Source organism: Bacillus alveayuensis, from assembly GCA_030812955.1.
Lineage (GTDB): Bacteria > Bacillota > Bacilli > Bacillales > Aeribacillaceae > Bacillus_CB > Bacillus_CB alveayuensis.
Map to the genome: position 1 here is coordinate 247,804 of JAUSTR010000001.1, position 22,117 is coordinate 269,920.

At 35.9% G+C, this 22,117-nt stretch carries 20 protein-coding genes and 1 other annotated feature; of the genes, 18 read left to right on the plus strand and 2 right to left on the minus strand.

Annotation, left to right across the window (positions count from 1 at the left end):
• The first annotated feature begins 174 nt into the window (after positions 1–174).
• The 3 genes from J2S06_RS01190 to J2S06_RS01200 all read left to right on the plus strand — a co-directional run bounded on the left by J2S06_RS01190 (position 175) and on the right by J2S06_RS01200 (position 2,536).
• Positions 175–963: a transporter substrate-binding domain-containing protein gene (locus J2S06_RS01190; protein WP_419151024.1), complete on the plus strand. Its 789-nt coding sequence runs from the start codon at positions 175–177 to the stop codon at positions 961–963.
• Positions 964–1,094: 131 nt separating this feature from the next.
• A complete protein-coding gene (locus J2S06_RS01195) occupies positions 1,095–1,757 on the plus strand; it encodes an amino acid ABC transporter permease (protein ID WP_044892923.1) in 663 nt (220 codons plus the stop codon).
• Positions 1,758–1,798: 41 nt separating this feature from the next.
• Entirely contained in the window at positions 1,799–2,536 is a 738-nt protein-coding gene (locus J2S06_RS01200) for an amino acid ABC transporter ATP-binding protein (RefSeq protein ID WP_044892922.1), read from the plus strand.
• Positions 2,537–2,605: 69 nt separating this feature from the next.
• On the opposite strand, the gene J2S06_RS01205 is transcribed toward J2S06_RS01200, so the two are convergent.
• Positions 2,606–3,088: a hypothetical protein gene (locus J2S06_RS01205; protein WP_419151025.1), complete on the minus strand. Its 483-nt coding sequence runs from the start codon at positions 3,086–3,088 to the stop codon at positions 2,606–2,608.
• A gap of 215 nt (positions 3,089–3,303) precedes the next feature.
• On the opposite strand from J2S06_RS01205, the gene hemA reads away from it, so the two are divergent.
• The 8 genes from hemA to ysxE all read left to right on the plus strand — a co-directional run bounded on the left by hemA (position 3,304) and on the right by ysxE (position 12,191).
• Positions 3,304–4,650 carry a glutamyl-tRNA reductase gene (gene hemA / locus J2S06_RS01210; protein WP_419151026.1) on the plus strand — a complete coding sequence of 449 codons (1,347 nt, stop codon included), beginning with the start codon at positions 3,304–3,306 and terminating at the stop codon, positions 4,648–4,650.
• A gap of 18 nt (positions 4,651–4,668) precedes the next feature.
• Complete coding sequence (locus tag J2S06_RS01215) at positions 4,669–5,505, plus strand: cytochrome c biogenesis protein (protein WP_044892919.1); 837 nt, start codon at positions 4,669–4,671, stop codon at positions 5,503–5,505.
• Between the two features lie 27 nt (positions 5,506–5,532).
• The gene (gene hemC / locus J2S06_RS01220; protein ID WP_419151027.1) at positions 5,533–6,465 is read left to right on the plus strand and encodes a hydroxymethylbilane synthase; all 933 of its coding nucleotides are present in this window, start codon (positions 5,533–5,535) and stop codon (positions 6,463–6,465) included.
• A complete protein-coding gene (locus tag J2S06_RS01225; protein WP_419151028.1) occupies positions 6,462–7,262 on the plus strand; it encodes a uroporphyrinogen-III synthase in 801 nt (266 codons plus the stop codon). The genes hemC and J2S06_RS01225 overlap by 4 nt, the downstream gene beginning before the upstream one ends.
• Positions 7,263–7,265: 3 nt before the next feature.
• The gene (gene hemB / locus J2S06_RS01230) at positions 7,266–8,243 is read left to right on the plus strand and encodes a porphobilinogen synthase (RefSeq protein WP_044892916.1); all 978 of its coding nucleotides are present in this window, start codon (positions 7,266–7,268) and stop codon (positions 8,241–8,243) included.
• 23 nt (positions 8,244–8,266) lie between these two features.
• On the plus strand, positions 8,267–9,556 hold the full coding sequence (hemL, locus tag J2S06_RS01235; protein ID WP_419151029.1) for a glutamate-1-semialdehyde 2,1-aminomutase: 1,290 nt from the start codon (positions 8,267–8,269) through the stop codon (positions 9,554–9,556).
• 223 nt (positions 9,557–9,779) lie between these two features.
• Positions 9,780–10,970: a stage VI sporulation protein D gene (gene spoVID / locus J2S06_RS01240; RefSeq protein ID WP_419151030.1), complete on the plus strand. Its 1,191-nt coding sequence runs from the start codon at positions 9,780–9,782 to the stop codon at positions 10,968–10,970.
• 189 nt (positions 10,971–11,159) lie between these two features.
• Complete coding sequence (ysxE, locus tag J2S06_RS01245) at positions 11,160–12,191, plus strand: spore coat protein YsxE (protein WP_419151031.1); 1,032 nt, start codon at positions 11,160–11,162, stop codon at positions 12,189–12,191.
• 13 nt (positions 12,192–12,204) lie between these two features.
• On the opposite strand, the gene J2S06_RS01250 is transcribed toward ysxE, so the two are convergent.
• Positions 12,205–12,396, minus strand: a complete 192-nt coding sequence (locus J2S06_RS01250; RefSeq protein WP_044892913.1) for a hypothetical protein — start codon at positions 12,394–12,396, stop codon at positions 12,205–12,207.
• 155 nt (positions 12,397–12,551) lie between these two features.
• Positions 12,552–12,789: a binding site (T-box leader), on the plus strand.
• Positions 12,790–12,934: 145 nt separating this feature from the next.
• Between J2S06_RS01250 and J2S06_RS01255 the strand changes: the two genes are divergently transcribed.
• The 7 genes from J2S06_RS01255 (at position 12,935) to J2S06_RS01285 (ending at position 21,868) form a co-directional block, all read left to right on the plus strand.
• The gene (locus J2S06_RS01255) at positions 12,935–15,577 is read left to right on the plus strand and encodes a valine--tRNA ligase (RefSeq protein ID WP_419151032.1); all 2,643 of its coding nucleotides are present in this window, start codon (positions 12,935–12,937) and stop codon (positions 15,575–15,577) included.
• Between the two features lie 69 nt (positions 15,578–15,646).
• Entirely contained in the window at positions 15,647–16,936 is a 1,290-nt protein-coding gene (locus tag J2S06_RS01260) for a bifunctional folylpolyglutamate synthase/dihydrofolate synthase (protein ID WP_419151033.1), read from the plus strand.
• A gap of 149 nt (positions 16,937–17,085) precedes the next feature.
• Positions 17,086–18,054: an SPOR domain-containing protein gene (locus tag J2S06_RS01265; RefSeq protein WP_419151034.1), complete on the plus strand. Its 969-nt coding sequence runs from the start codon at positions 17,086–17,088 to the stop codon at positions 18,052–18,054.
• 193 nt (positions 18,055–18,247) lie between these two features.
• Positions 18,248–18,853 carry a Maf family protein gene (locus J2S06_RS01270; protein WP_419151035.1) on the plus strand — a complete coding sequence of 202 codons (606 nt, stop codon included), beginning with the start codon at positions 18,248–18,250 and terminating at the stop codon, positions 18,851–18,853.
• A gap of 3 nt (positions 18,854–18,856) precedes the next feature.
• Complete coding sequence (gene radC / locus J2S06_RS01275; RefSeq protein ID WP_044892908.1) at positions 18,857–19,546, plus strand: RadC family protein; 690 nt, start codon at positions 18,857–18,859, stop codon at positions 19,544–19,546.
• Between the two features lie 563 nt (positions 19,547–20,109).
• Complete coding sequence (locus J2S06_RS01280; RefSeq protein WP_419151036.1) at positions 20,110–21,225, plus strand: peptidoglycan-binding domain-containing protein; 1,116 nt, start codon at positions 20,110–20,112, stop codon at positions 21,223–21,225.
• Between the two features lie 19 nt (positions 21,226–21,244).
• The gene (locus J2S06_RS01285) at positions 21,245–21,868 is read left to right on the plus strand and encodes a hypothetical protein (RefSeq protein ID WP_419151037.1); all 624 of its coding nucleotides are present in this window, start codon (positions 21,245–21,247) and stop codon (positions 21,866–21,868) included.
• The last annotated feature ends 249 nt before the right edge of the window (positions 21,869–22,117 follow it).

Genomic DNA, 22,117 nt, shown 5'->3' on the forward strand with positions numbered 1-22,117 from the left:
GATAACACAGGAAATAGTAGGATATGTAAGAATCTGATACGTAATGAGATGAGAGCATGTATAAAGAATGATAAGAATAAATGAATAGAGATTTAGAGTTTTGAAATAAAAACTTATCAAATGATACAATTCAAAATAGGTGTAAATTTCTGAAAATAAAAAGGGAGTGTTGATGTGAAAAAAGGGTTCATTTTGTTCATAGCTATATTTCTGACATCAGGACTTTTAGCAGCATGTGGTACAGAAAAGACAACGAGTGAATCGAAAGAAGGGATGAAACTAGTAGAGGAAGGAAAGTTTACATTTGCAGCATCAGGAGAATATAAACCTTTTAGTGTGACGGACGGAAATGGATTTATGTCCGGTTTTGATATCGATGTTGCCAATGCTGTTGCAAAAGAACTTGGGCTTGAACCGGTTCAGAAAAAGTTTAAATTTGCCGGAATCGTTGAAGGAGTTAAAACGGGCCGCTTTGATGCAGCAGTTGCAAGTCATACGATTACGGAGGAGAGAAAGGAACATGTTGACTTTTCAACACCTTATTATTATTCTGGGCCACAAATTTTTGTCAGACCAGATAGTGATATCGAAACTCTTCAAGATCTAAAAGAGAAGGAAGTTGCTGTTTCAAAAGGATCAACTTATGCTAACACGGCGAGTGAGGTAACCAACAATGTAATTCAGTATGATAGTGATGTTACAGCTCTTGAAGCGTTGAGCAATGGAAAACATGATGCAGTGATTACAGACTTTATTACAGGTAAAGAGGCAATAGGTAATGGATTAAAAATAGATGGTAGAGAATTACTTGGCAGCAGTGAACAAGCAATAGCCGTTGCGAAAGACAATCCAGAGCTATTGCAAAAAATAAATGAGGCTTTGGAAAAATTGCGGGAAGATGGCACATTAACAGAAATTAGTAAAAAGTATTTTGGTGAAGATATTACAAAAAAACCAGAATGATAGTAGCTTTTTGAGGCTGTCAGTGTTAGACCCAATATATCGATCTATTGTGATAGGCTAATTTAGGTCAGATACTTACGTGACAGCCTCTTTTCGAATGAAGACATCAAAAGATTAAGGGGTTGAACTAGTTGCCGAGTATTACACATGTATTCGCCAAATTTATCGAGTCATTTGATGTATTTTTTAAAGGAATGATCATGACATTACAAGTGACAGTTGTCTCTGTTTTTATCGCTATTTTTATCGGATTATTGTTTTCTTTTTTGAAAATATCCCAAATTCGTTTCCTCGAATGGATAGCGAATTTTTATATATATGTTGTTCGCGGTACACCTCTTATTGTGCAAATTTTCATTTTTTATTTTGGTTTAACTTCTCTAAATATTTCCCAATTTTGGTCGGTTGCTTTAGGGCTTGCTTTTCATAACGGTGCTTATATTGCAGAAATTTTTCGGGGGGCGATTCAGTCCATTGACCGCGGACAAATGGAAGCAGGAAGATCATTAGGAATGAGCACTTCCTTAACGATGAGACGTATTATTTTACCTCAAGCCTTTAAAAGGGCTATGCCTCCTCTTGGGAACCAATTTATTATTGCTTTAAAGGATTCTTCTCTCGCCGCCTTTATCGGCCTTTATGAATTGTTTAATGTTGCTACAACGGAAGGAGCAAATTCCTTTGATAATATGACATATCTCCTCATTGTTGCGGTTTATTATTTATTTTTAGTATTATTATTAACTTTACTCGTGAACTTCGTCGAGAATAAGCTTTCTGTCAGTGAACAATAATCTTTTTGAGTGATTTTCATTGAAACAAGGAGGATTTTATTTTGTCAAACAGGGTAATGATTGAAGTACAACAATTAAATAAATCTTTTGGATCTTTACATGTTTTAAAAGATGTTGATTTAACAGTTCATGAAAGTGATGTCGTTTGTTTAATCGGGGCGAGCGGTTCAGGGAAAAGCACTTTGTTGCGATGTTTAAATTTTCTCGAAATGAAAGATAGCGGCAAGATTTTGATCAATGGAGAAGAGATTGATGAACGATCACATAATCTCAATCAAGTAAGACAAAAAGTCGGGATGGTATTCCAACATTTTCATTTATTTCCCCACAAAACGGTGCTTGAAAATGTGATTGAAGCTCCTATCTATGTAAAAAAAGTGCCAAAAGAAAAAGCGATAAAAAAAGGGAGAGCGCTATTAAAAAAGGTTGGACTTTCAGATAAAGAGGAAGTTTATCCTGCTAAACTATCTGGCGGACAAAAGCAGCGCGTTGCCATTGCTAGATCTTTGGCGATGAAGCCGGAAGTCATGTTATTTGATGAGCCAACTTCTGCGCTCGATCCTGAGCTTGTCGGTGAGGTTTTATCCACGATGAAGGAGCTTGCGAAAGAAGGAATGACAATGATCCTCGTGACACACGAAATGGGATTTGCTAGAGAAGTAGCAGACAAAATCGTGTATATGCATGAAGGAAAAATCGTAGAGATCGGAACACCTGAAGAAATTTTTGAACAACCGAAACAACAAAGAACGAAAGACTTTTTAAACTCTGTCTTATAATAGCGTCAATAACTTTTAAACAAGAGAACTTCCGGAAATGGGAGTTCTCTTGTTTATGAATGGAATATTTTACTTTCGACGAGCGAATAATATAACACCTATTATAATCAAAATCATTGGCCAATACTTTTGTATGTAAGGAAACGTTTTTTGGACATTTGGCGAGAACGGGACATTGGATGGGAAAAAATAGAGAAACAGGGCTAATAAAAAAATGATAATCCCTGGGAAAAGACCAGATTTCGTGCTTTTTGACTGCAGGAATATTCCTATAGAAATAATAAATAAAATGGAAGTAATGTCATCTGGCCAAAAAGAAACGGCATCTTTCCATAAAAAATGAGCTCCTATGCCGATTAATAAGGTTGCAGGCAACATACTTTTAGCATCTTTTTCAATCATTGCATGGACCAAAAAAGCAAGACCAAATAATATGAGCATTCCATTCGATGAATACATTACTTGAAATAACGGGTAAGAAAATTGGTTGAACAAAAAATAAGCACCAACTATAATGAAAAAAAGTGCTGGTAAAGTCCAATGTTTCTTCATTTTGTTCACCTCTAGCTATGTTCATTTGCTTGATTGAAAGCTTCATTTTTGTTAAGGTACAATAAGAAGAAAAATTGACAAAATTCGATGATCATCGATTTCATTGATTATCATATCATACAGTTTCATATACTGTTCACATTTTTTATAATTGTTAACGATATGAAGTGATATAATGAATAAAGAACCTCAAAGGAATGGATGGGGGGTTTAAAATGCACATTCTAGCGATCGGATTAAACTATAAGACTGCCCCTGTTGAAATTCGCGAAAAGCTAAGCTTTGATGGCAATGATTTAGCTGATGCGATGAAGCAGTTGAAGAAGCAAAAAAGTGTATTAGAAAACGTAATCGTTTCCACATGTAATAGAACGGAAATTTATGCAGTCGTCGATCAACTTCATACAGGCCGTTATTATTTAAAAGCCTTCTTATCGAACTGGTTCGACATGGAGATCGATGACTTTTCTTCATATATTAAATATTATGAAAATGACAACGCTGTCCGTCATTTGTTTACAGTCACGTGCGGTCTTGACTCAATGGTTTTAGGGGAAACACAAATATTAGGACAAGTAAAAACAAGCTACTTACTTGCTCAAGAAAATGGTACGATCGGAACGATCTTTAACCAATTGTTTAAACAAGCTGTCACCGTTGCTAAACGTGCTCATTCGGAAACGGATATTGGCTCAAATGCTGTATCTGTAAGTTATGCAGCAGTCGAGCTTGCTAAAAAAATCTTTGGTCATTTATCCAATAAAAACGTGCTCATTTTAGGAGCAGGAAAAATGGGAGAGCTAGCGGTTGAGAACCTTCACGGCAGCGGTGTTCAGCAAATTACAGTAGTAAACCGTACATTAGAAAAAGCTCAAGAATTGGCGCAGCGTTTTTCTGGAAAAGCGAAATCATTTTCTGAGCTTCAATGTGCACTGCTTGAAGCTGATATTATGATTAGTTCGACTGGCGCTAAAGATTATATTTTAACAAAAGATGTGATAGAACCCATTGAAAAAATGAGAAAAGGTCGACCTTTATTTATGGTCGACATTGCCGTACCGCGTGATTTAGATCCTAAAATTGATGAATTAGATAATGTATTTTTATACGATATCGATGATTTAGAAGGAATTGTTGAAGCAAATTTAGAAGAACGAAAAAAAGCGGCAATGGAAATTGAATTAATGATTGAGGAAGAAATTTCCGAGTTTACTAAATGGTTAAACACATTAGGGGTCGTTCCGGTTATTTCTGCGCTAAGACAGAAGGCTCTTTCCATTCAAGCTGAAACGATGAAAAGCATTGAACGAAAAATGCCAAACTTAACGGAACGAGAAAAGAAACTGTTAAATAAGCATACGAAAAGCATCATAAATCAACTGCTGCGCGATCCAATTTTAAAAGTAAAAGAATTAGCAGCAGAGCCAAATGCCGAGCAATCATTGCAATTATTTAAAGAAATTTTTAATATCGAAGAAGCTGTGGACAGTCAGGTTCAAAAAGCAGATCAATCAGTAAAAGAAAATATGAAGGCGTACAAAGATGTTTCACTTCAAATGTAAGTGAAAGGAATTTGGGATATGCTAGATAACATTAGTTTGATGCGTTTAAATGAATTTATGATTATTTTATATGCATTAAGTGTGCTGCTATATTTTATAGATTTCTTGCATAATAACCGGAAGGCAAATCGCACTGCCTTCTGGTTACTTTCTATTGTTTGGATTTTACAAACAATTTTTTTATTTTACCAGATGTTTATTAACGGAAGGTTTCCAGTTTTGAATATTTTTGAGGGGCTTTATTTTTACACATGGGTTTTAATTACTTTATCACTTGCGTTAAATCGTTTTGTACGCGTTGACTTTATCGTCTTTTTTACTAATGTGATCGGCTTTATGATGATGGCTATTCATATTTTTGCTCCATCTAATGCGGTGTCGGCTGAAGTATCAAGTCAATTAATTTCTGAATTGCTGCTAATCCATATTACAATGGCGATTTTAGGTTATGGAGCATTTTCGCTATCATTTGCTTTTTCCCTCTTATATGTCATTCAATATAATTTACTCAAAAAGAAAAAGTGGGGGAAGCGCCTCATTCGTATTCAAGACTTAGCTAAACTAGATCATATGTCATATGTATTAAACGTTATCGGAGTACCTATCCTGTTATTAGGGATCATTCTAGGGGTTATTTGGGCGTATATTAAACTCCCAGACTTTCATTGGTATGATACGAAAGTGCTCGGATCGTTTATGGTCATTGCCATTTATAGTTTTTATTTATATAGCCGAATTGTAAAAGAATGGCAAGGTCGAACAGTTGCTTTATTAAATATTGCTTCCTTTTTCGTTTTATTAATCAATTTCTTTTTATTTGGAAGCTTATCTCGTTTTCATTTTTGGTACTCTTAACTCGTTCGGTACATTAGGAGGATAAACATGAGAAAAATCATAGTAGGTTCTAGACGAAGTAAATTAGCGATGACGCAAACAAATTGGGTGATTAGCCAATTAAAGCAATTAGGAGTTCCTTACGAATTTGAAGTGAAAGAAATTGTCACAAAAGGAGATAAAATATTAGATGTAACCCTTTCAAAAGTCGGGGGAAAAGGATTGTTTGTGAAAGAAATAGAACAAGCGATGTTAAAAGGTGACATTGATATCGCTGTACATAGTATGAAAGATATGCCGGCTGTATTGCCAGACGGTTTAACAATCGGGTGTATTCCGAAACGTGAAGATTATCGTGATGTCTTCATTTCAAAAGGACATCAGACTTTGAGAGAGTTAAAGGAAGGTGCTGTAATCGGCACGAGCAGTTTACGTAGAGGAGCACAAATTTTAGCTGCACGGCCTGATTTAACCATAAAGTGGATACGGGGAAACATTGATACTCGTTTGCAAAAATTACAAACAGGAGATTATGATGGCATTATATTAGCAGCTGCTGGTTTAGCCCGAATGGGATGGAGTGAAGAGGTTGTCACAGAATATTTAGATCCATCAATCTGTTTGCCAGCTGTTGGCCAAGGTGCGTTAGCGATTGAGTGTAGAGAAAATGATGAAGAACTTTTAACAATGTTAAGCCAGCTTAATGATGCTCAAACAGCATTAGCAGTGAAGGCTGAAAGAGCCTTCTTACACCAAATGGAAGGCGGATGTCAAGTTCCAGTTGCCGGACTTGCTGAAGTGGATGAAATGAACAATATTTGCTTAACAGCACTTGTTGCATCCCCAGATGGAAAAGAGGTGTATAAAGAAAAAAGAACAGGGCGAGATCCCGTTTTACTAGGGAAAGAAGTAGCAACCATTTTAGCAGAACAAGGTGCGAAAAAGCTAATTGAACAAGTGAAAAGGGAGCTTTTAGAATGATAAATCCTGAAAAGCCGTTAGCTGGATTAAAAATTTTAAATACGAGAGCAAGGCATCAAGCTAAAACTTTTTCCAAAAAAATAAAAGAAAAAGGCGGAATTCCTTATGAGATCCCGCTAATTAATATTCGCCGAAGTGAGCCTAAATTTTCGCTAAGGGAGATATTAAAAGACATTTCGAAAAATGACTGGATTATATTTACAAGCAGCAATGGAATTACTTATTTTTTTGACCATTTAAAACAAGAACGAATTGATGAATGTGTGCTATCACAGGTTCAAATTGCTGTTGTTGGCGATAAAACAAAAAAAACTGCAGAAAAATTTAATCTTCAAGTAAAAGTTTGTCCTAAAAGCTTTTCAGCAGAAGCACTAGCAAAGGATTTAGCCCAAATAGTGAACAAAGAGAATAAAATAATCGTCGTAAGAGGAAATCTTGCTCGCCCCTTGTTAAGAGAAAAGCTTTCGCAGCATGGATTTTCCATCATTGATTTTATAGCATATGAAACTGAGCATAATGTTTATAACAAAGAGGAGCTTTATCATTTAATAAAAAATAAACAGCTTGATATCATTACGTTTACGAGTTCATCGACTGTTGTAAGCTTTATGAATTTTATTCAACATTACAAGCTGCAAGATGAATTATATCCGATTGTTTTTGTCTGTATCGGTCCTGTGACGGAGCGCACGCTTGCTTCATATGGAACATATTCCATTCTCGTACCGGAAAAATACACGATTGATGGTATGGTGGAATTAATGTGTTTGTATGTGACTAGAAAAAGGGAGGAGTAAACGATGAGTTTTGAATTTTCTCGTCATCGCCGTTTGCGAAATAGTGCAAATATGCGTTCATTAGTTCGAGAAACGCATTTGCGAACAGAAGATCTTATTTTTCCGATTTTTGTTGTAGAAGGAGAACAAAAACGGAATCCAGTTGAATCCATGCCAGGTGTGTACCAGCTCTCACTCGATTTGTTAAATGACGAAATTCACGAAGCCGTCCAGTTAGGAATTAAAGCGGTTATCGTGTTCGGAGTACCAGAGCATAAAGATGAAATTGGTTCAGAAGCATACAATGAATGCGGGATTGTTCAACGTGCTATTCAACAAATAAAGCAACATTTCCCTGAATTGGTTGTTGTTGCTGATACATGTTTGTGCCAATATACAGACCATGGCCATTGCGGAATTGTCGAAAACGGTGAAATTTTAAATGATGCTTCACTTGAGCTGTTAGCGAAAACGGCAGTCAGTCAAGCAAGGGCTGGTGCAGATGTAATTGCTCCATCGAATATGATGGATGGTTTTGTTGCAGCGATTCGACATGGCTTAGATGATGCAGGATTTGAACACATTCCGATCATGTCTTATGCAGTAAAATATGCCAGTGCTTTTTACGGTCCGTTTCGTGATGCAGCCCATAGCTCCCCACAGTTTGGAGATCGAAAAACGTACCAAATGGATCCTGCCAACCGTTTAGAAGCGTTAAGAGAAGCGGAATCTGATGTAGCCGAAGGTGCTGATTTTTTAATTGTTAAACCAGCGCTAGCTTATTTAGATATTATCCGTGATGTAAAAAATCATTTTAACATTCCGATCGTTGCTTACAATGTTAGTGGTGAATATTCGATGATAAAGGCAGCAAGCCAAAATGGCTGGATTAACGAAAAAGAAATTGTTTTAGAAATGTTAACAGGAATGAAACGTGCTGGTGTTGACTTAATCATTACTTATTTTGCCAAGGATGTTGCCCGCTATTTACAGGAAAATTAAGAAGCTTGAAAGGGGTAAGAATATTGAACCGTTATGAAAAATCTATTCAAGCATTTCAAAAAGCTAAGCAATTAATGCCTGGAGGAGTGAATAGTCCTGTACGAGCATTTAAATCTGTGAATATGGAGCCAATCTTTATAGAAAGAGGGAGAGGCTCGAAAATTTATGACATCGATGGGAATGAATATATTGATTACGTTCTTTCATGGGGACCATTAATTTTAGGTCATGCGAATGAACAAGTAGTGGAAGCATTAAAAAAAGTGACAGAAAACGGGACAAGCTTTGGAACACCGACTTTAATTGAAAATAAATTAGCTGAATTAGTGATTGAACGAGTCCCATCGATTGAAGTTGTTCGCATGGTCAATTCCGGTACGGAAGCTACGATGAGTGCATTGCGCCTTGCTCGCGGCTATACGGGGCGAAATAAAATTTTGAAATTTGAAGGCTGTTATCATGGCCATGGTGATTCGTTATTAATTAAAGCTGGTTCTGGCGTTGCTACTCTTGGTCTGCCAGATAGTCCAGGAGTTCCAGAAAGCATTGCTCAAAATACGATTACGGTCCCTTATAATGATTTAGAAAGTGTTCGTTATGCTTTTGAACGTTTTGGCGGAGATATTGCTGGAGTCATTGTTGAGCCAGTTGCCGGAAATATGGGGGTTGTTCCTCCTAAACAAGGATTTTTACAAGAACTCAGACGTTTAACAAATGAATATGGCTCTCTTTTAATTTTTGATGAAGTCATGACAGGTTTTCGTGTTGATTATCACTGTGCTCAAGGATATTTTGATATAACTCCGGATTTAACTTGCCTCGGTAAAGTGATTGGCGGCGGTCTTCCTGTCGGGGCTTACGGCGGAAAAGCAGAGATCATGGAAAAAGTGGCACCTAGTGGTCCTATTTATCAAGCAGGTACTTTATCTGGTAATCCACTCGCGATGACCGCAGGCTACGAAACATTGCGACAATTGACACCTGAAACCTATGTTGAATTTAAAAGGAAAGCGGATCGACTTGAAGAAGGATTCAAAAAAGCAGCCCAAAAATACAGTGTCCCGCTAACTGTCAATCGCGCTGGTTCGATGATCGGCTTTTTCTTTAATGAACAGGATGTCATCAATTATGAAACAGCTAAACGATCGGATTTGAAATTTTTTGCTGAATTTTATCGTGAAATGGCGAATGAAGGTGTTTACCTTCCACCATCACAATTTGAAGGACTATTTTTATCCACGGCCCACACAGATGAAGATATTGAGAAAACGATTGCTGCAGCTGAAAAAGCCTTTTCTATTTTACACTCTTAGGAATCGGAGAGATCCGATTCTTTTTTTATTGTTTAATAGTTAAGCTGTTTTCGTAAACTTTCTTGCTTTTCGACTGCCTATGACAGTCGAAAAGCTATAGAAGAGCAACAATCTTTTAGAAAAGAGCGAACAGTTATCATAAAAAGTGATATTTTCCTTTCTTTCTTCATACATCTGTAATGTCATAGTTATTTTTCGGTGAATGGAAAGGAGGAAAATACTATTGCCACAAGATCAGTCAAACAGGTTGAATTTTTCTATCGAAGAATCGGTTTGGTTTCAAAAGGGACAGGAAGTATCGGAATTATTATCGATTTCATTAGAACCAGATATTACAATTCGCGAGCATGACCAATATGTTTCGATAAAGGGTGTGTTAGAGCTCGCGGGTGAATATAAAATGCTAAGCGGTAACAATGAGAATACAGACAAAGACCCGATCCAATTTTCTGGGGAACGTTTCATCCATGAAGTTGTAACGAGAGAGGACGGAATTACAGAACTAGCCCATCGGTTTCCCGTAGATATTACCATCCCCAAAAGCCGTGTAGCTAATTTAGAAGATATTTATGTGACAATAGAAACGTTTGACTATGATTTTCCTGAAGAGCGCTGTTTAAAACTAATGGCCGATATTAGCATTTTTGGAATAAAGGATGAAAAACAAAGGGAACAGGAAAATGAAATGGACGAAGTTGAAACAAATGAACAAAAGGAGGAAATAGAACCAATTTACCGTCATAAGGAAGATCGTGATGATAAAGATCATGACGAACCGATTGAAAATGTATCGACATTTTTTATGGCCAAAGATACTGACGAGGATCACGATTCAACAGACTATACAACTTATACAGTCGAGGCAAAACAAAATATTGAACAGGAAAATGAATTAAGAGATCGTGAAAAACCGAAAGATTCCATGAAAGAAGAGGAAGCAAAAGAGTCTCCTGATGATACAATGGAAGAAAAACAAGATGCAAATGAAGTACAAGAAATTGACTCTAGAAATCGCGAAAGTCAATCACATATCAAGAATGAAGTAGACTCTCAAGAATCTCCTGATTATTTCATCGAGGTGAAGAGAGATGAGGAAAGTCTACAGGAAACAAAGGAAGATGAAATGAGAGTAGAAGAACAACAAGAATTTCCGAATGAGCAAGATGAGGAAAAAGCTGAAATAGTAAGAAAAAATGACAATACACTTTATTTAACTAAATTATTTACAAGAGATGATGAAGAGGAATTTTCAAAGCTAAAAATGTGCATTGTTCAACAAGGAGAGACACTTGAAGAAATTTGTGAGCGCTACGATATTACGGTACAGCAGCTCATTCGCTTCAATCATCTTGGAGCTGATCCAACTATTTACGAAGGACAAATATTATACATTCCGGTATTTGTGAACCAATAAGAAATGGATAATTTCTTTAAACAGCTCGAACATTAGGAGCTGTTTTTTTCTTCTAGGCTGTTTTCGTAAACTTTCTTGCTTTTCAACTGCCTATGACAGTCGAAAAGCAATCGTATCGTAAAGCAACAATCATTTAGAAAAGAGCCTTCTTCTAGAATATCCATATAATTGAGACTGGAGTGATTTAGGTTGGATCATCAAACCCTATATGACATTTTAAAACAATACGAACTTCATCCAAATCATATCGAGACTGTCACAGAAAAAGTATTTAAAATCTATACAACAAAAGGGACCTATGCTTTAAAGAGAATCCAAAAAAAAGATCAAACGAATTTGATCAATGGACTGTCTCAATTAGTTCAGTCAAGTTACAAGTCCTATATCCCGATTTATTCTACGTATGATCATCAATGGTTTGTAAACGGCACAAAAGAATCTTATTATTTAATGCCGTGGATACAACACGAAAAACGTCAAGATTTAGAGGATTTGCCCCTTCAATTCATTCATGAGATCACGCAACTCCATAACCGTACGAAAAAGGAATGGAATATTGATGAAAAAGATTTTGAGAATTATTATGAAATGGTTAAAAGTAAGTGGCAAAAGGAAGAAAAAGAGCTCGAAGCATTTATTGAACGATGTGAAAAAAAATGGTATATGTCACCTTTTGAACTGCAAGCGGTGACGTATTATACAGAAATGCGAAATGCAATTTATTTTGCAAAAGAAAAATGGACAGAATGGTATGAAAACATGAAGGAACAGCCTGTTGCACGAATCGTTCTCGTTCACGGCAATGCTTCCACGTCTCATTTGTTAATCGATGAACGAGGTGAGCGCTACTTAACAAATTTTGAACGTTCTCATTTTGCTTCCCCTATTAAGGATTTAATTGCTTTCTATAACCAACTATTAACGAGCCAGCCCTTTCAATGTGAAAAATGTGTAGAGTGGCTGAAAGTTTATGATCAAAATTTCTCCTTAACAAAGGCAGAGAAAAATATGCTCCAAAGCTATTTAGCCTATCCGACACCGATGATGAAGTTAATTCAGCAATATGAAAGAAAACAGAAAGAGAAAATCGAATTCATGTATTGCCGGAAGCTTTTAAAACGTTATTGGCTCATGAAAAATATCGAATATGTGATGATGAAATGGTCTGAAGCAGAAAATGAAAGCGAAGAGGAAAATAAAACCCCCTCATCTTCAATTTAAAGATGAGGGGGTTTTAAAACCAGTCTAAATGAAAAGCAATCGTTAACACGACAAAAATAGCTAACAAAAAAACATCGAAGGTAGTTGGGAAAAACAGTGTACGAATTCCTTGAAAGATCGTTAAAGGCAAAATAAATTGCTCTAATATCGCTCGAAAATTTCTTAGCCAAGTAGGAAAGGAATAAAGATTAAATCGTTTCCGCATCATTTGTCCCCCATTCATTGTGTTATATTATGTTATGTAAGGAATGTCTTTTTTGTGCGGTTGTCTATTGTATAAAAACAAAGAAAAATGGCAAAGATGATTGACGAAAAAAAACGTTTTTTAGTAGTATATATCATAGAATTCCATAAAACTTGAAACATGCGTGGAAAGGGAAGAGTACAGCGAAGAACGCCTTTCAGAGAGGGGAATCATTTGCTGGGAGATTTCCTAGGTTGTCTCGTTGGAACGTCGCCCTGGAGCAGCTTTCTTGAACAAATGAGTGTTCTCATTCAGTAAAGAAAGCCGGTTGATCCGTTATCAAAATGAGTGCATAGGGTCGATCATCCCTATGAAAAAAGGTGGTACCGCGAAACATCTCCTTTCGTCCTTTTTCGGATGAAAGGAGTTTTTATTTGTTATGAAATATTGTGGTGTCGCAGCGGTCCGTTTATAAAATAAAAGTTAGTAAACGCTCAACCGGCATGCTTGTGTGCTAGACACATTGAAATAGAAAAGCTGAAAAGGAGGCAGTATTTCCATGGATACAAATAAACAAACTTTATCAACAAAATACGACCATCAATCGGTTGAAAAAGATCGCTATTCATTTTGGGTAGATGGAAAATTTTTTGAAGCAAAAGATGATGAAACAAAACAACCTTATACAATCGTGATTCCTCCGCCAAATGTTACCGGAAAGCTTCATCTCGGTCACGCTTGGGATACGACGCTTCAAGATATTATTACACGCATGAAACGAATGCAAGGATATGATGTTTTATGGCTGCCTGGAATGGATCATGCCGGAATTGCTACACAGGCAAAAGTGGAGGCCAAGCTTCGTGAAGAGGGGAAATCTCGTCATGATCTCGGTCGTGAAAAATTTTTGGAAGAAACATGGAAATGGAAAGAAGAATATGCTGGACATATTCGTAAGCAATGGGCGAAGCTCGGGCTCGGTTTAGATTATTCACGTGAGCGCTTTACGATGGATGAAGGACTTTCAAAGGCAGTTCGTGAAGTATTCGTTTCCCTTTATAAAAAAGGTCTTATTTATCGCGGTGAATATATTATTAACTGGGATCCGGTCACAAAGACAGCCCTTTCTGATATTGAGGTTATTTATAAAGATGTACAAGGCGCTTTGTATCATATGCGTTATCCGCTTGCGGATGGATCAGGCCATATAGAAGTAGCGACAACGCGTCCAGAAACGATGCTAGGGGATACAGCGGTGGCCGTTCATCCAGATGATGAACGCTATAAGCATTTAATCGGAAAGAAAGTAAAACTTCCTATTACAGGAAGAGAGATTCCGATTGTTGCAGATGAATATGTCGATATGGAATTCGGTTCTGGAGCGGTAAAAATAACTCCAGCACACGACCCGAATGATTTTGAAATCGGAAACCGTCACAATTTAGAGCGTATTTTAGTGATGAATGAAGACGGCACCATGAATGAAAAGGCTGGCAAATATGAAGGAATGGATCGATTTGAATGCCGTAAACAAATTGTGAAAGACCTACAAGAGGAAGGCATTTTGTTTAAGATTGAAGAACATATGCACTCCGTTGGTCATAGCGAACGAAGCGGAGCTGTCGTTGAACCGTATTTATCAACACAATGGTTTGTGAAAATGAAGCCGTTAGCAGAAGCGGCGCTTGAACTGCAAAAATCAGAAAACAAAGTAAACTTTGTTCCAGAGCGTTTTGAAAAAACGTATTTGCACTGGATGGAAAACATTCGTGACTGGTGTATTTCCCGTCAGCTTTGGTGGGGGCATCGCATCCCGGCATGGTATCATAAAGAAACGGGTGAGGTATATGTAGATCACAAACCACCGAAGGATATCGAAAATTGGGAGCAAGATTCTGATGTATTAGATACGTGGTTTAGTTCTGCCCTATGGCCGTTTTCAACAATGGGATGGCCGGATACAGAAGCAAAAGATTTGCAACGCTATTATCCGACAGATGTGCTTGTAACTGGATACGATATTATTTTCTTCTGGGTATCAAGAATGATTTTCCAAGGGCTTGAGTTTACTGGAACACGTCCGTTTAAAGATGTATTAATTCACGGTCTTGTTCGCGATGCTGAGGGACGGAAAATGAGCAAATCATTAGGAAACGGCGTTGATCCAATGGATGTCATTGACAAATACGGTGCTGATTCACTTCGCTATTTCTTAGCGACAGGAAGTTCACCAGGCCAAGATTTGCGATTCAGTTACGAAAAGGTGGAAGCAGTATGGAATTTTGCTAATAAAATCTGGAATGCTTCACGCTTTGCTCTGATGAACATGGACGGAATGACATATGATGAAATAGATCTGACAGGGGAAAAATCAGTTGCTGATAAATGGATTTTAACTCGATTAAATGAAACGATCGAACAAGTGACAAAGCTTGCTGAAAAATATGAATTTGGCGAGGTCGGACGTGTTTTATACAACTTCATTTGGGATGATTTCTGTGATTGGTATATTGAGATGGCCAAACTCCCATTATATGGTGAAAATGAAGAAGCGAAGAAAATGACGAGATCTGTCTTAGCTTACGTACTAGATCAAACCATGAGGCTATTGCATCCTTTCATGCCATTTATTACAGAAGAAATTTGGCAAAGCCTTCCGCATAAAGGAGAATCTATTACCATTGCTGCTTGGCCAAAAGCCCGTCCTGAATTCACATTTGCGGATGCTTCGAATGAAATGAAGCTTCTTGTGGAAGTCATTCGTTCTGTGCGAAATATTCGTGCTGAAGTGAATACACCGCTTAGCAAGCCAATTGAAATTCAAATAAAAGCACATCATGACGATATAAAAGACCAATTCATACGTAATAAAGAATATTTACAGCGCTTTTGTAACCCTAGTGAATTAGTCATCAATACGAATTTACAAGCACCTGAAAAGGCCATGACAGCAGTTGTTAGCGGTGCAGAACTGTTCTTGCCTCTTGAAGGATTAATTAATATTGAAGAAGAAATTAAACGTCTTGAAAAAGAACTGGATAAATGGAATAAAGAAGTAGAACGGGTGCAAAAGAAGCTTGCTAATGAAGGCTTTTTAAAGAAGGCGCCGCAAAAAGTTGTCGATGAAGAACGGAAGAAGGAAAAAGATTACTTAGAAAAACGCGACGCAGTATTAAAAAGAATTGAAGAATTACAAGGTTAACAGTGAAAAACTCGGGAGCGCCCCGGGTTTTCTACTGTCATAAAATACGATGGAAAAGGGGGACATACCGTGTTTACATCATATGAGGAAGCAAGAAAGTGGCTGCATTCCCGTTTGACATTTGGAGTGAAACCAGGTTTAGAACGGATGAAAATCATGATGGAAAAGCTAGGACATCCGGAAAGAACGGTTCGGTATATTCATGTCGCCGGTACGAATGGAAAAGGGTCAACGATTGCTTTTTTAAAAGAAATTTTGCAGGAAGCAGGGTTTAAGGTAGGTACCTTTACTTCTCCATATATTGAAACATTTAATGAGCGAGTTAGCATGAACGGAAATCCGATCACAGATGAAGAATTTATACAATTAGCGAACAAATTAAAACCTATTGTTGAAGAAGTAGAGAAAACCGATTTTGGCGCTCCAACAGAGTTTGAAGTGATTACAGCAATGGCCTTCTATTACTTTGGAAGAATAAACATACCTGATATCGTTTTATTAGAGACAGGACTTGGTGGAATGTATGATTCAACAAACATTATTTCTCCTCTTCTGTCTATTATTACAAATATTGGTCATGACCATGAAGAGATTTTAGGTACAACTTTAAAAGAAATCGCTGCTCAAAAGGCTGGAATTATTAAAAATGGTGTTCCGGTCGTTTCGGCAGTTGAACAGCCGGAAGCTTTACAAGTCATCGAGGAAGTATCGAAACAGAAAAAAGCGAAGCATTATTTGCTCGGTCGTGAGTTTTCGATGAAAAATGATGGTTGCTTGAGTATTCAAACTCCTTTTAAAACATATAATGAGCTTTCCATTTCAATGAAGGGCCCTCATCAAGAGAAAAATGCAGCCTTAGCCATCATGGCCGCCGATTATTTAAAGGTATATTATTCATTTATCATCGAAGAGGACGATATTCAATCAGGTGTAAAAAAAGCTTTTTGGAAAGGAAGATTTGAAGAATTATCAACAAGCCCTACGATCATCATTGATGGTGCCCATAATCCAGAAGGCGTAAAAGTACTAAGAGAAACGGTCCAATCTTATTATCCAGAAAAAAATATCGTCGTATTATTCTCGGTTTTACAAGATAAAAAAGTGAAAGAAATGATACAGGAGCTTTCCTCCTTTGCAGCAAAGATCATATTTACTTCGTTTTCTTTTCCAAGAGCACTTCGAGCGAAAGAATTATTTGATAAAGCCGAGTTTCAAAACAAGCAATATGAAGAAAATTGGCAGCAAGCTCTTACAAAAGCGATCTCAACACTTCATGATGATGAATTATTGCTTATTACTGGTTCACTTTATTTTATTTCCGATGTAAGAAAGTATATATTGGAAAGCATTATAAAATAAGCATCACAAATAAGTGATGCTTATTTTAATTTGTCATCATTTGTAGAAAACATTATTCTTGTAAACGACAAAAGTCTTGTTCCTTTTTGTGAAGTTTATGATAGCATGATGAATATAAAAGCCGCGCTCCACGAAAAGGTGGTGACATTTTGGACGAGCCAACTTCTCGAAAAATAGTAATTAAGTTCAATTGCAAAAATCAAGAAATTTCTCATGATGATAAAAAAGAAAGTCTGGACTCTGATTTAAAGGTTTCAAGCTGGGAAGAAAAAGTAAAAATGGAAAAGGAAGTAGCGGCAACGAGTGAAAAAAAAAGTGAGGAAGATGAAGAGTTTCCTTGGGTATTGCCAGAAGATCCAAAAGTTGTTATACTGCGGAAAGCTGAAAAAATGAAAAAAATAAAAAAGTTGACGACTTCTTATTCCTTTTCAGCTGGCTCACCCTCTTTAAAGAAAAATATACTGACGATTATTTTAGCCATTATCGTCGGCATTGGCTTTGGCACTTTTGCACTTCATTTGTTATCAAAGGATACCGCCAAATCTAATCATATCGTATTAGAAGAGTCGGAAAATGAAAAAACAATTCAAAATAATCAAGCTGTCAATATAGAGGAGTCTTCCTTGACAATACCGATATATATTATTCAGGTTGGCAAATATTCGAATAGAAGCGGAGCGGAGGCCGTAGCGTCGGAAATAAAAAAGAAAGGTTATCCTAGCGTGATCATCGAGGCAGATGGTGCTTTTTTCGTGTTTTCAGGATTAGCTCATACAAAAGAGCAAATAAAAGCATTAAAGCACATATTTTTAAAAGAAAATATTGAAACGTATGATAAAGAAATATCGATAAAACTTTCTGCGAAAAATGCAGATGAGACGAAAAGGATGATCGAAAAATTAATCGCTTATTCGGCATCCATGATGACAGGTATACAATCATTTCCACAACAAGATAGGGAAAAATTAAACGAAACGGCAAAACAAATGGAAAACCTTGATAGCTCCCTAGTATCTGCTGCGGAAATGATTTCAACAAACTCGCCAACTAGAGAGCAATTATGGGAAGTGCAACAGCTTCTTTTACAATTTTTTATAGAGAACGGTAAAATTCAGTAACTTTTAAGGCTATCAGTGTCAGACCCCTGTCAAACACTTATGGGATAGCCTTATTTTCGTTTTCTTGAACGGTCGTATTTTCTTACATGGTATTGTTGAAAATTAAATTTTCAAACATTGTGAAAACTTGGAACGTTTGATATGATACAAAATGTATCTTCCTATTTCTGATCGCTCGAAAGGAGATAGAATATTGCAAAATCTGATCCTCGCATCCCACTCTCCAAGACGTAAACAACTTTTACAATTATTAAATGTTCCATTTAATGTTTTAGGTAGTGATATTAAAGAGAAGATTGAGCCAACACAATTTCCAGAAGAAGTTGTACAGTCCCTAGCCTTTCAAAAAGCTTCATCCATTGCCAAGCTGTATCCGCACGCTTATGTCATAGGTGCTGATACGGTCGTTGTCTATCAAAACAATATTTTAGGAAAGCCAAAAGATGAAAAGGATGCATTCCAAACGCTTATGACCTTATCTGGACAAACACATCATGTTTTAACAGGTGTATCCATCTTCAATGGGAACCAACATCATACGTTTTACGAACAAACAGAAGTGACGTTTTGGAACTTAACGCAAGAAGAAGTAAAAGCTTATGTAAAAACGGGTGAACCGTTTGATAAAGCAGGATCCTACGGCATTCAAAAATTCGGTTCACTTCTTGTCAAAAACATAAAAGGAGATTACTATAATGTTGTCGGACTTCCGATATCTCGGTTATATAGAGAATTAAAACAAATGGGATTTCCTTTTTTTAACGCTGGAAGGGAAGGAATGATGGATAAGGAGGAATAGGTAATGACGATGAAAACGCTGTCCATTCATGACTTCCCTCAAGATGAACGCCCTCGCGAAAGAATGGTTCATGCTGGACCAGAAAGTCTTTCCAATCATGAACTTTTGGCCATCCTTTTAAGAACAGGAACAAAAAATGAATCGGTTATCCATCTAGCGAATCGGCTGCTAAAGCAATTTGATGGATTGCGAATGTTAAAGGATGCTTCTATTCAAGAGATTACGAATATCCCTGGAATTGGTACAGCAAAAGCCGTTCAAGTAATGGCTGCTATTGAATTAGGAAAAAGAATTCACCAGTTAACCTTTCAAGATCGCTATGTCATTCGCTCTCCTAAAGATGCAGCAAATTATGTCATGGAAGAAATGCGCTTTTTAACACAAGAACATTTCGTATGCCTTTATTTAAATACAAAAAATCAAGTCTTGCATAAAAGTACGGTTTTTATCGGAAGTTTGAATGCCTCCATTGTACACCCTCGCGAAGTGTTTAAAGAAGCGCTGAAACGGTCAGCTGCTTCCATTATTTGCATGCACAACCACCCTTCTGGTGACCCATCACCGAGTCGAGAGGATATTGAAGTAACGAAACGTCTCGTCGAATGCGGTAAACTCATAGGAATCGATCTATTGGATCATATTATTATTGGTGAACAAAAATACGTTAGCTTAAAAGAAAAAGGATATTTATAGCACTTTTTTTGATATTTAAAAGCCTTCCATAATAATATATTTGTGTTAGTTTTCCTAGGTTTATTTTCGATTGCTTTGCTGGAATTTTATACGTATGGTCTTTTTCTGATCATTAATGCAACGACGATGGGGTTTCATGTTTTTATTTATAACAGGTTATTTCCAACCTTAATGGTTAATGCGGTCATTTTCATTATGTTAATCTATCCTTTAAAAAAATTGATCTTAAGCCTTCAATTTTTCATTTTCAGCATATATAAAATGGTCAGAAATGAAAAATTTGCAAAATTGAATTTTTAATACTAAATAAAGTGTAGTAATGTGTTTTTCCTCTAGAGAAAATATGTTTTTCTCCAGGATTATTTGTGTAAAAACTTAATTTTAATGTTGATTAATAAATAGAATTTATCCATTTTTGGATTTTTACTCTATATTATTTTCTTACTGGTAAAAAAGTAAAGATTTAAATAAAATTGTTTAAAAGTGTAAAATAAATAATATTTTCATCCGATAAATAATTAGGGTAAATATACCTAAATAAAAATTGAATAGGGGAGATTTAAGTGTTAGTTGTAGATGCAAGAGGTAGGATAACTTATCCATCAAAAAAGTTATGGAAAGGACAAGTCCTTCGGTATGGAAGTAGAGGGACATATGTAAAGCAACTCCAAGAAATGCTCAATAAAGCAGGATTTAATGCAGGTAAAGTTGACGGAATTTTTGGAAAAAACACAAGAAATGCATTAATACGTTTTCAACGAGCTAAAGGAATTGCTGTTGATGGAGTTGCGGGAAAACAGACTTATAATACACTTATAAATCAATTGTCAGCTCAAGCAAAAAAGAAAGCTCAAAAAAGTACGTCTAGCAATCAATGGACAGGACAAACTCTTAGAATCGGATCTAGAGGACAAGCGGTAAAAGATTTACAATCAAAACTTAGTAAATTAGGTTATAATGTCGGGGCTATAGATGGTATTTATGGCAAACAAACTGCAGCTGCAGTTAAAAGTTTTCAAAGAACATATGGTTTATCTCAAGATGGAATTGCTGGAAAAAACACATATAGTGCAATGAACCAAGCTTTGCAACGAAGAAATACTTACAATAAAACTACTGTTATTGAAAATAGATATAAGGCTTTAGAAAATAAAGTCCATAACAAAAATTCTACTTGGAATGAAGTTTCGAAATCTTTAAAAGATATTGCTAAAATGGGTTATGACTTTATAATTGGAGATGATATCAAGACTTTAATAGATCCTAAAGCTAACACAGTAGATAAAGTTATTGCTGGATTAAGCTTTTTACCACCTGGGAAAGTAATTAAAGGTGCCTTGAAACTAGTAAAGGCAGGGAGTAAAGTAACCGTAAAACTAAATAAGGAATTAACAGTAATTGATGGAATAAGAAAAACTTCAAAATATGAAGATGTTACAGGACCGAGAAGTCGCGTTACAAATATTGAAACAGGTTTGAAGAAAAATGAGTTTGAGAGAAACTTAATTAATGATGGTTGGAAAAGGTCTATTGCAGGGGGAGGAAAAGTAACAATATTCGAAAAAGATGGGGCTCGATATGTTCTTAGGGATAATGCTAAATCAACTGGTGGTCCTACAGCTGATTTTTATCCACCAGGAAGCAAAAAATTTACTATGAAAATTAGATTAAAGAAATAATATAGAATGGAGCGATACAATGAATTTAGAAACTTTTTTTATACATGACACTAGTGAGTTTATAGAATTAAAAAATAATGTTAATAATAACTTTAAAGTAAAAAATAGTTTACCTAACAAAGTATTTCAAGAAAAATATAACTATTTTTTGTTTGAAGAGTTTGACTGGACTATGACTGATGATTTTTGGAAAGTAATTCAAAAAATATCTGTGGTCACAAATGATGACTATGTAATTACTGGAGTAATAGATCCAGATCCAGAAGAATTTTTTTACAATGAATATAATTATTATAATTGGGCCAAATTACCTCTTAATTTGACTTCTGAACAATATTTATCAGTTCTTGATTTAGGTCCCCAAAAAAATCCTTATGACTCAATTCAATATATATCTGAAACCGTTTTTTGGCTATCTTCTTCGAACAAATGGGCAATTTGGGGAGACAGAAGTTATGGTGTTTGTGTATTAGGAATTCAAGATATAAACATTATTGAAAAATTATTACCAATTTTAAAGACTTGGCGTTCAATCGATGAAAGTGTATTAAATTGGATAAAGATTAATTTTGATAATTATGTAATACCAAACGATTTTATAGATACTCTCACAGAAAATTACTTAAATAATAATAAAAAATAAATTTTTTTAAAGATGTAATTTTATAACTATATTTTTCTTATTCTTGAAATTAAGATTTATTAGTCTAAAAAATTATAACTAACAGCATCTTTATAGGATGCTGTTCTTTTTTAAAATATATATTGCAAATTTCCCTAGTATCATATATTTGATTTTACACTTTTTCTGCTGCTTAAAATGAATTCTGCTGCTTAAAATGAAGAAAGTCATCAGAATAGGGTAGAGAATTTCAATTTGTAAAATAAAAGG

What these genes read in the sequence shown, in the direction of transcription:
- hemA (WP_419151026.1), top strand. Translation starts at nt 3,304, where the DNA reads ATGCACATTCTAGCGATCGGATTAAACTATAAGACTGCCCCTGTTGAA.
- hemC (WP_419151027.1), top strand. Translation starts at nt 5,533, where the DNA reads ATGAGAAAAATCATAGTAGGTTCTAGACGAAGTAAATTAGCGATGACG.
- J2S06_RS01225 (WP_419151028.1), top strand. Translation starts at nt 6,462, where the DNA reads ATGATAAATCCTGAAAAGCCGTTAGCTGGATTAAAAATTTTAAATACG.
- J2S06_RS01285 (WP_419151037.1), top strand. Translation starts at nt 21,245, where the DNA reads ATGAATTTAGAAACTTTTTTTATACATGACACTAGTGAGTTTATAGAA.
- J2S06_RS01250 (WP_044892913.1), bottom strand. Translation starts at nt 12,396, where the DNA reads ATGCGGAAACGATTTAATCTTTATTCCTTTCCTACTTGGCTAAGAAAT.
- J2S06_RS01255 (WP_419151032.1), top strand. Translation starts at nt 12,935, where the DNA reads ATGGATACAAATAAACAAACTTTATCAACAAAATACGACCATCAATCG.
- radC (WP_044892908.1), top strand. Translation starts at nt 18,857, where the DNA reads ATGACGATGAAAACGCTGTCCATTCATGACTTCCCTCAAGATGAACGC.
- hemB (WP_044892916.1), top strand. Translation starts at nt 7,266, where the DNA reads ATGAGTTTTGAATTTTCTCGTCATCGCCGTTTGCGAAATAGTGCAAAT.
- J2S06_RS01215 (WP_044892919.1), top strand. Translation starts at nt 4,669, where the DNA reads ATGCTAGATAACATTAGTTTGATGCGTTTAAATGAATTTATGATTATT.
- J2S06_RS01205 (WP_419151025.1), bottom strand. Translation starts at nt 3,088, where the DNA reads ATGAAGAAACATTGGACTTTACCAGCACTTTTTTTCATTATAGTTGGT.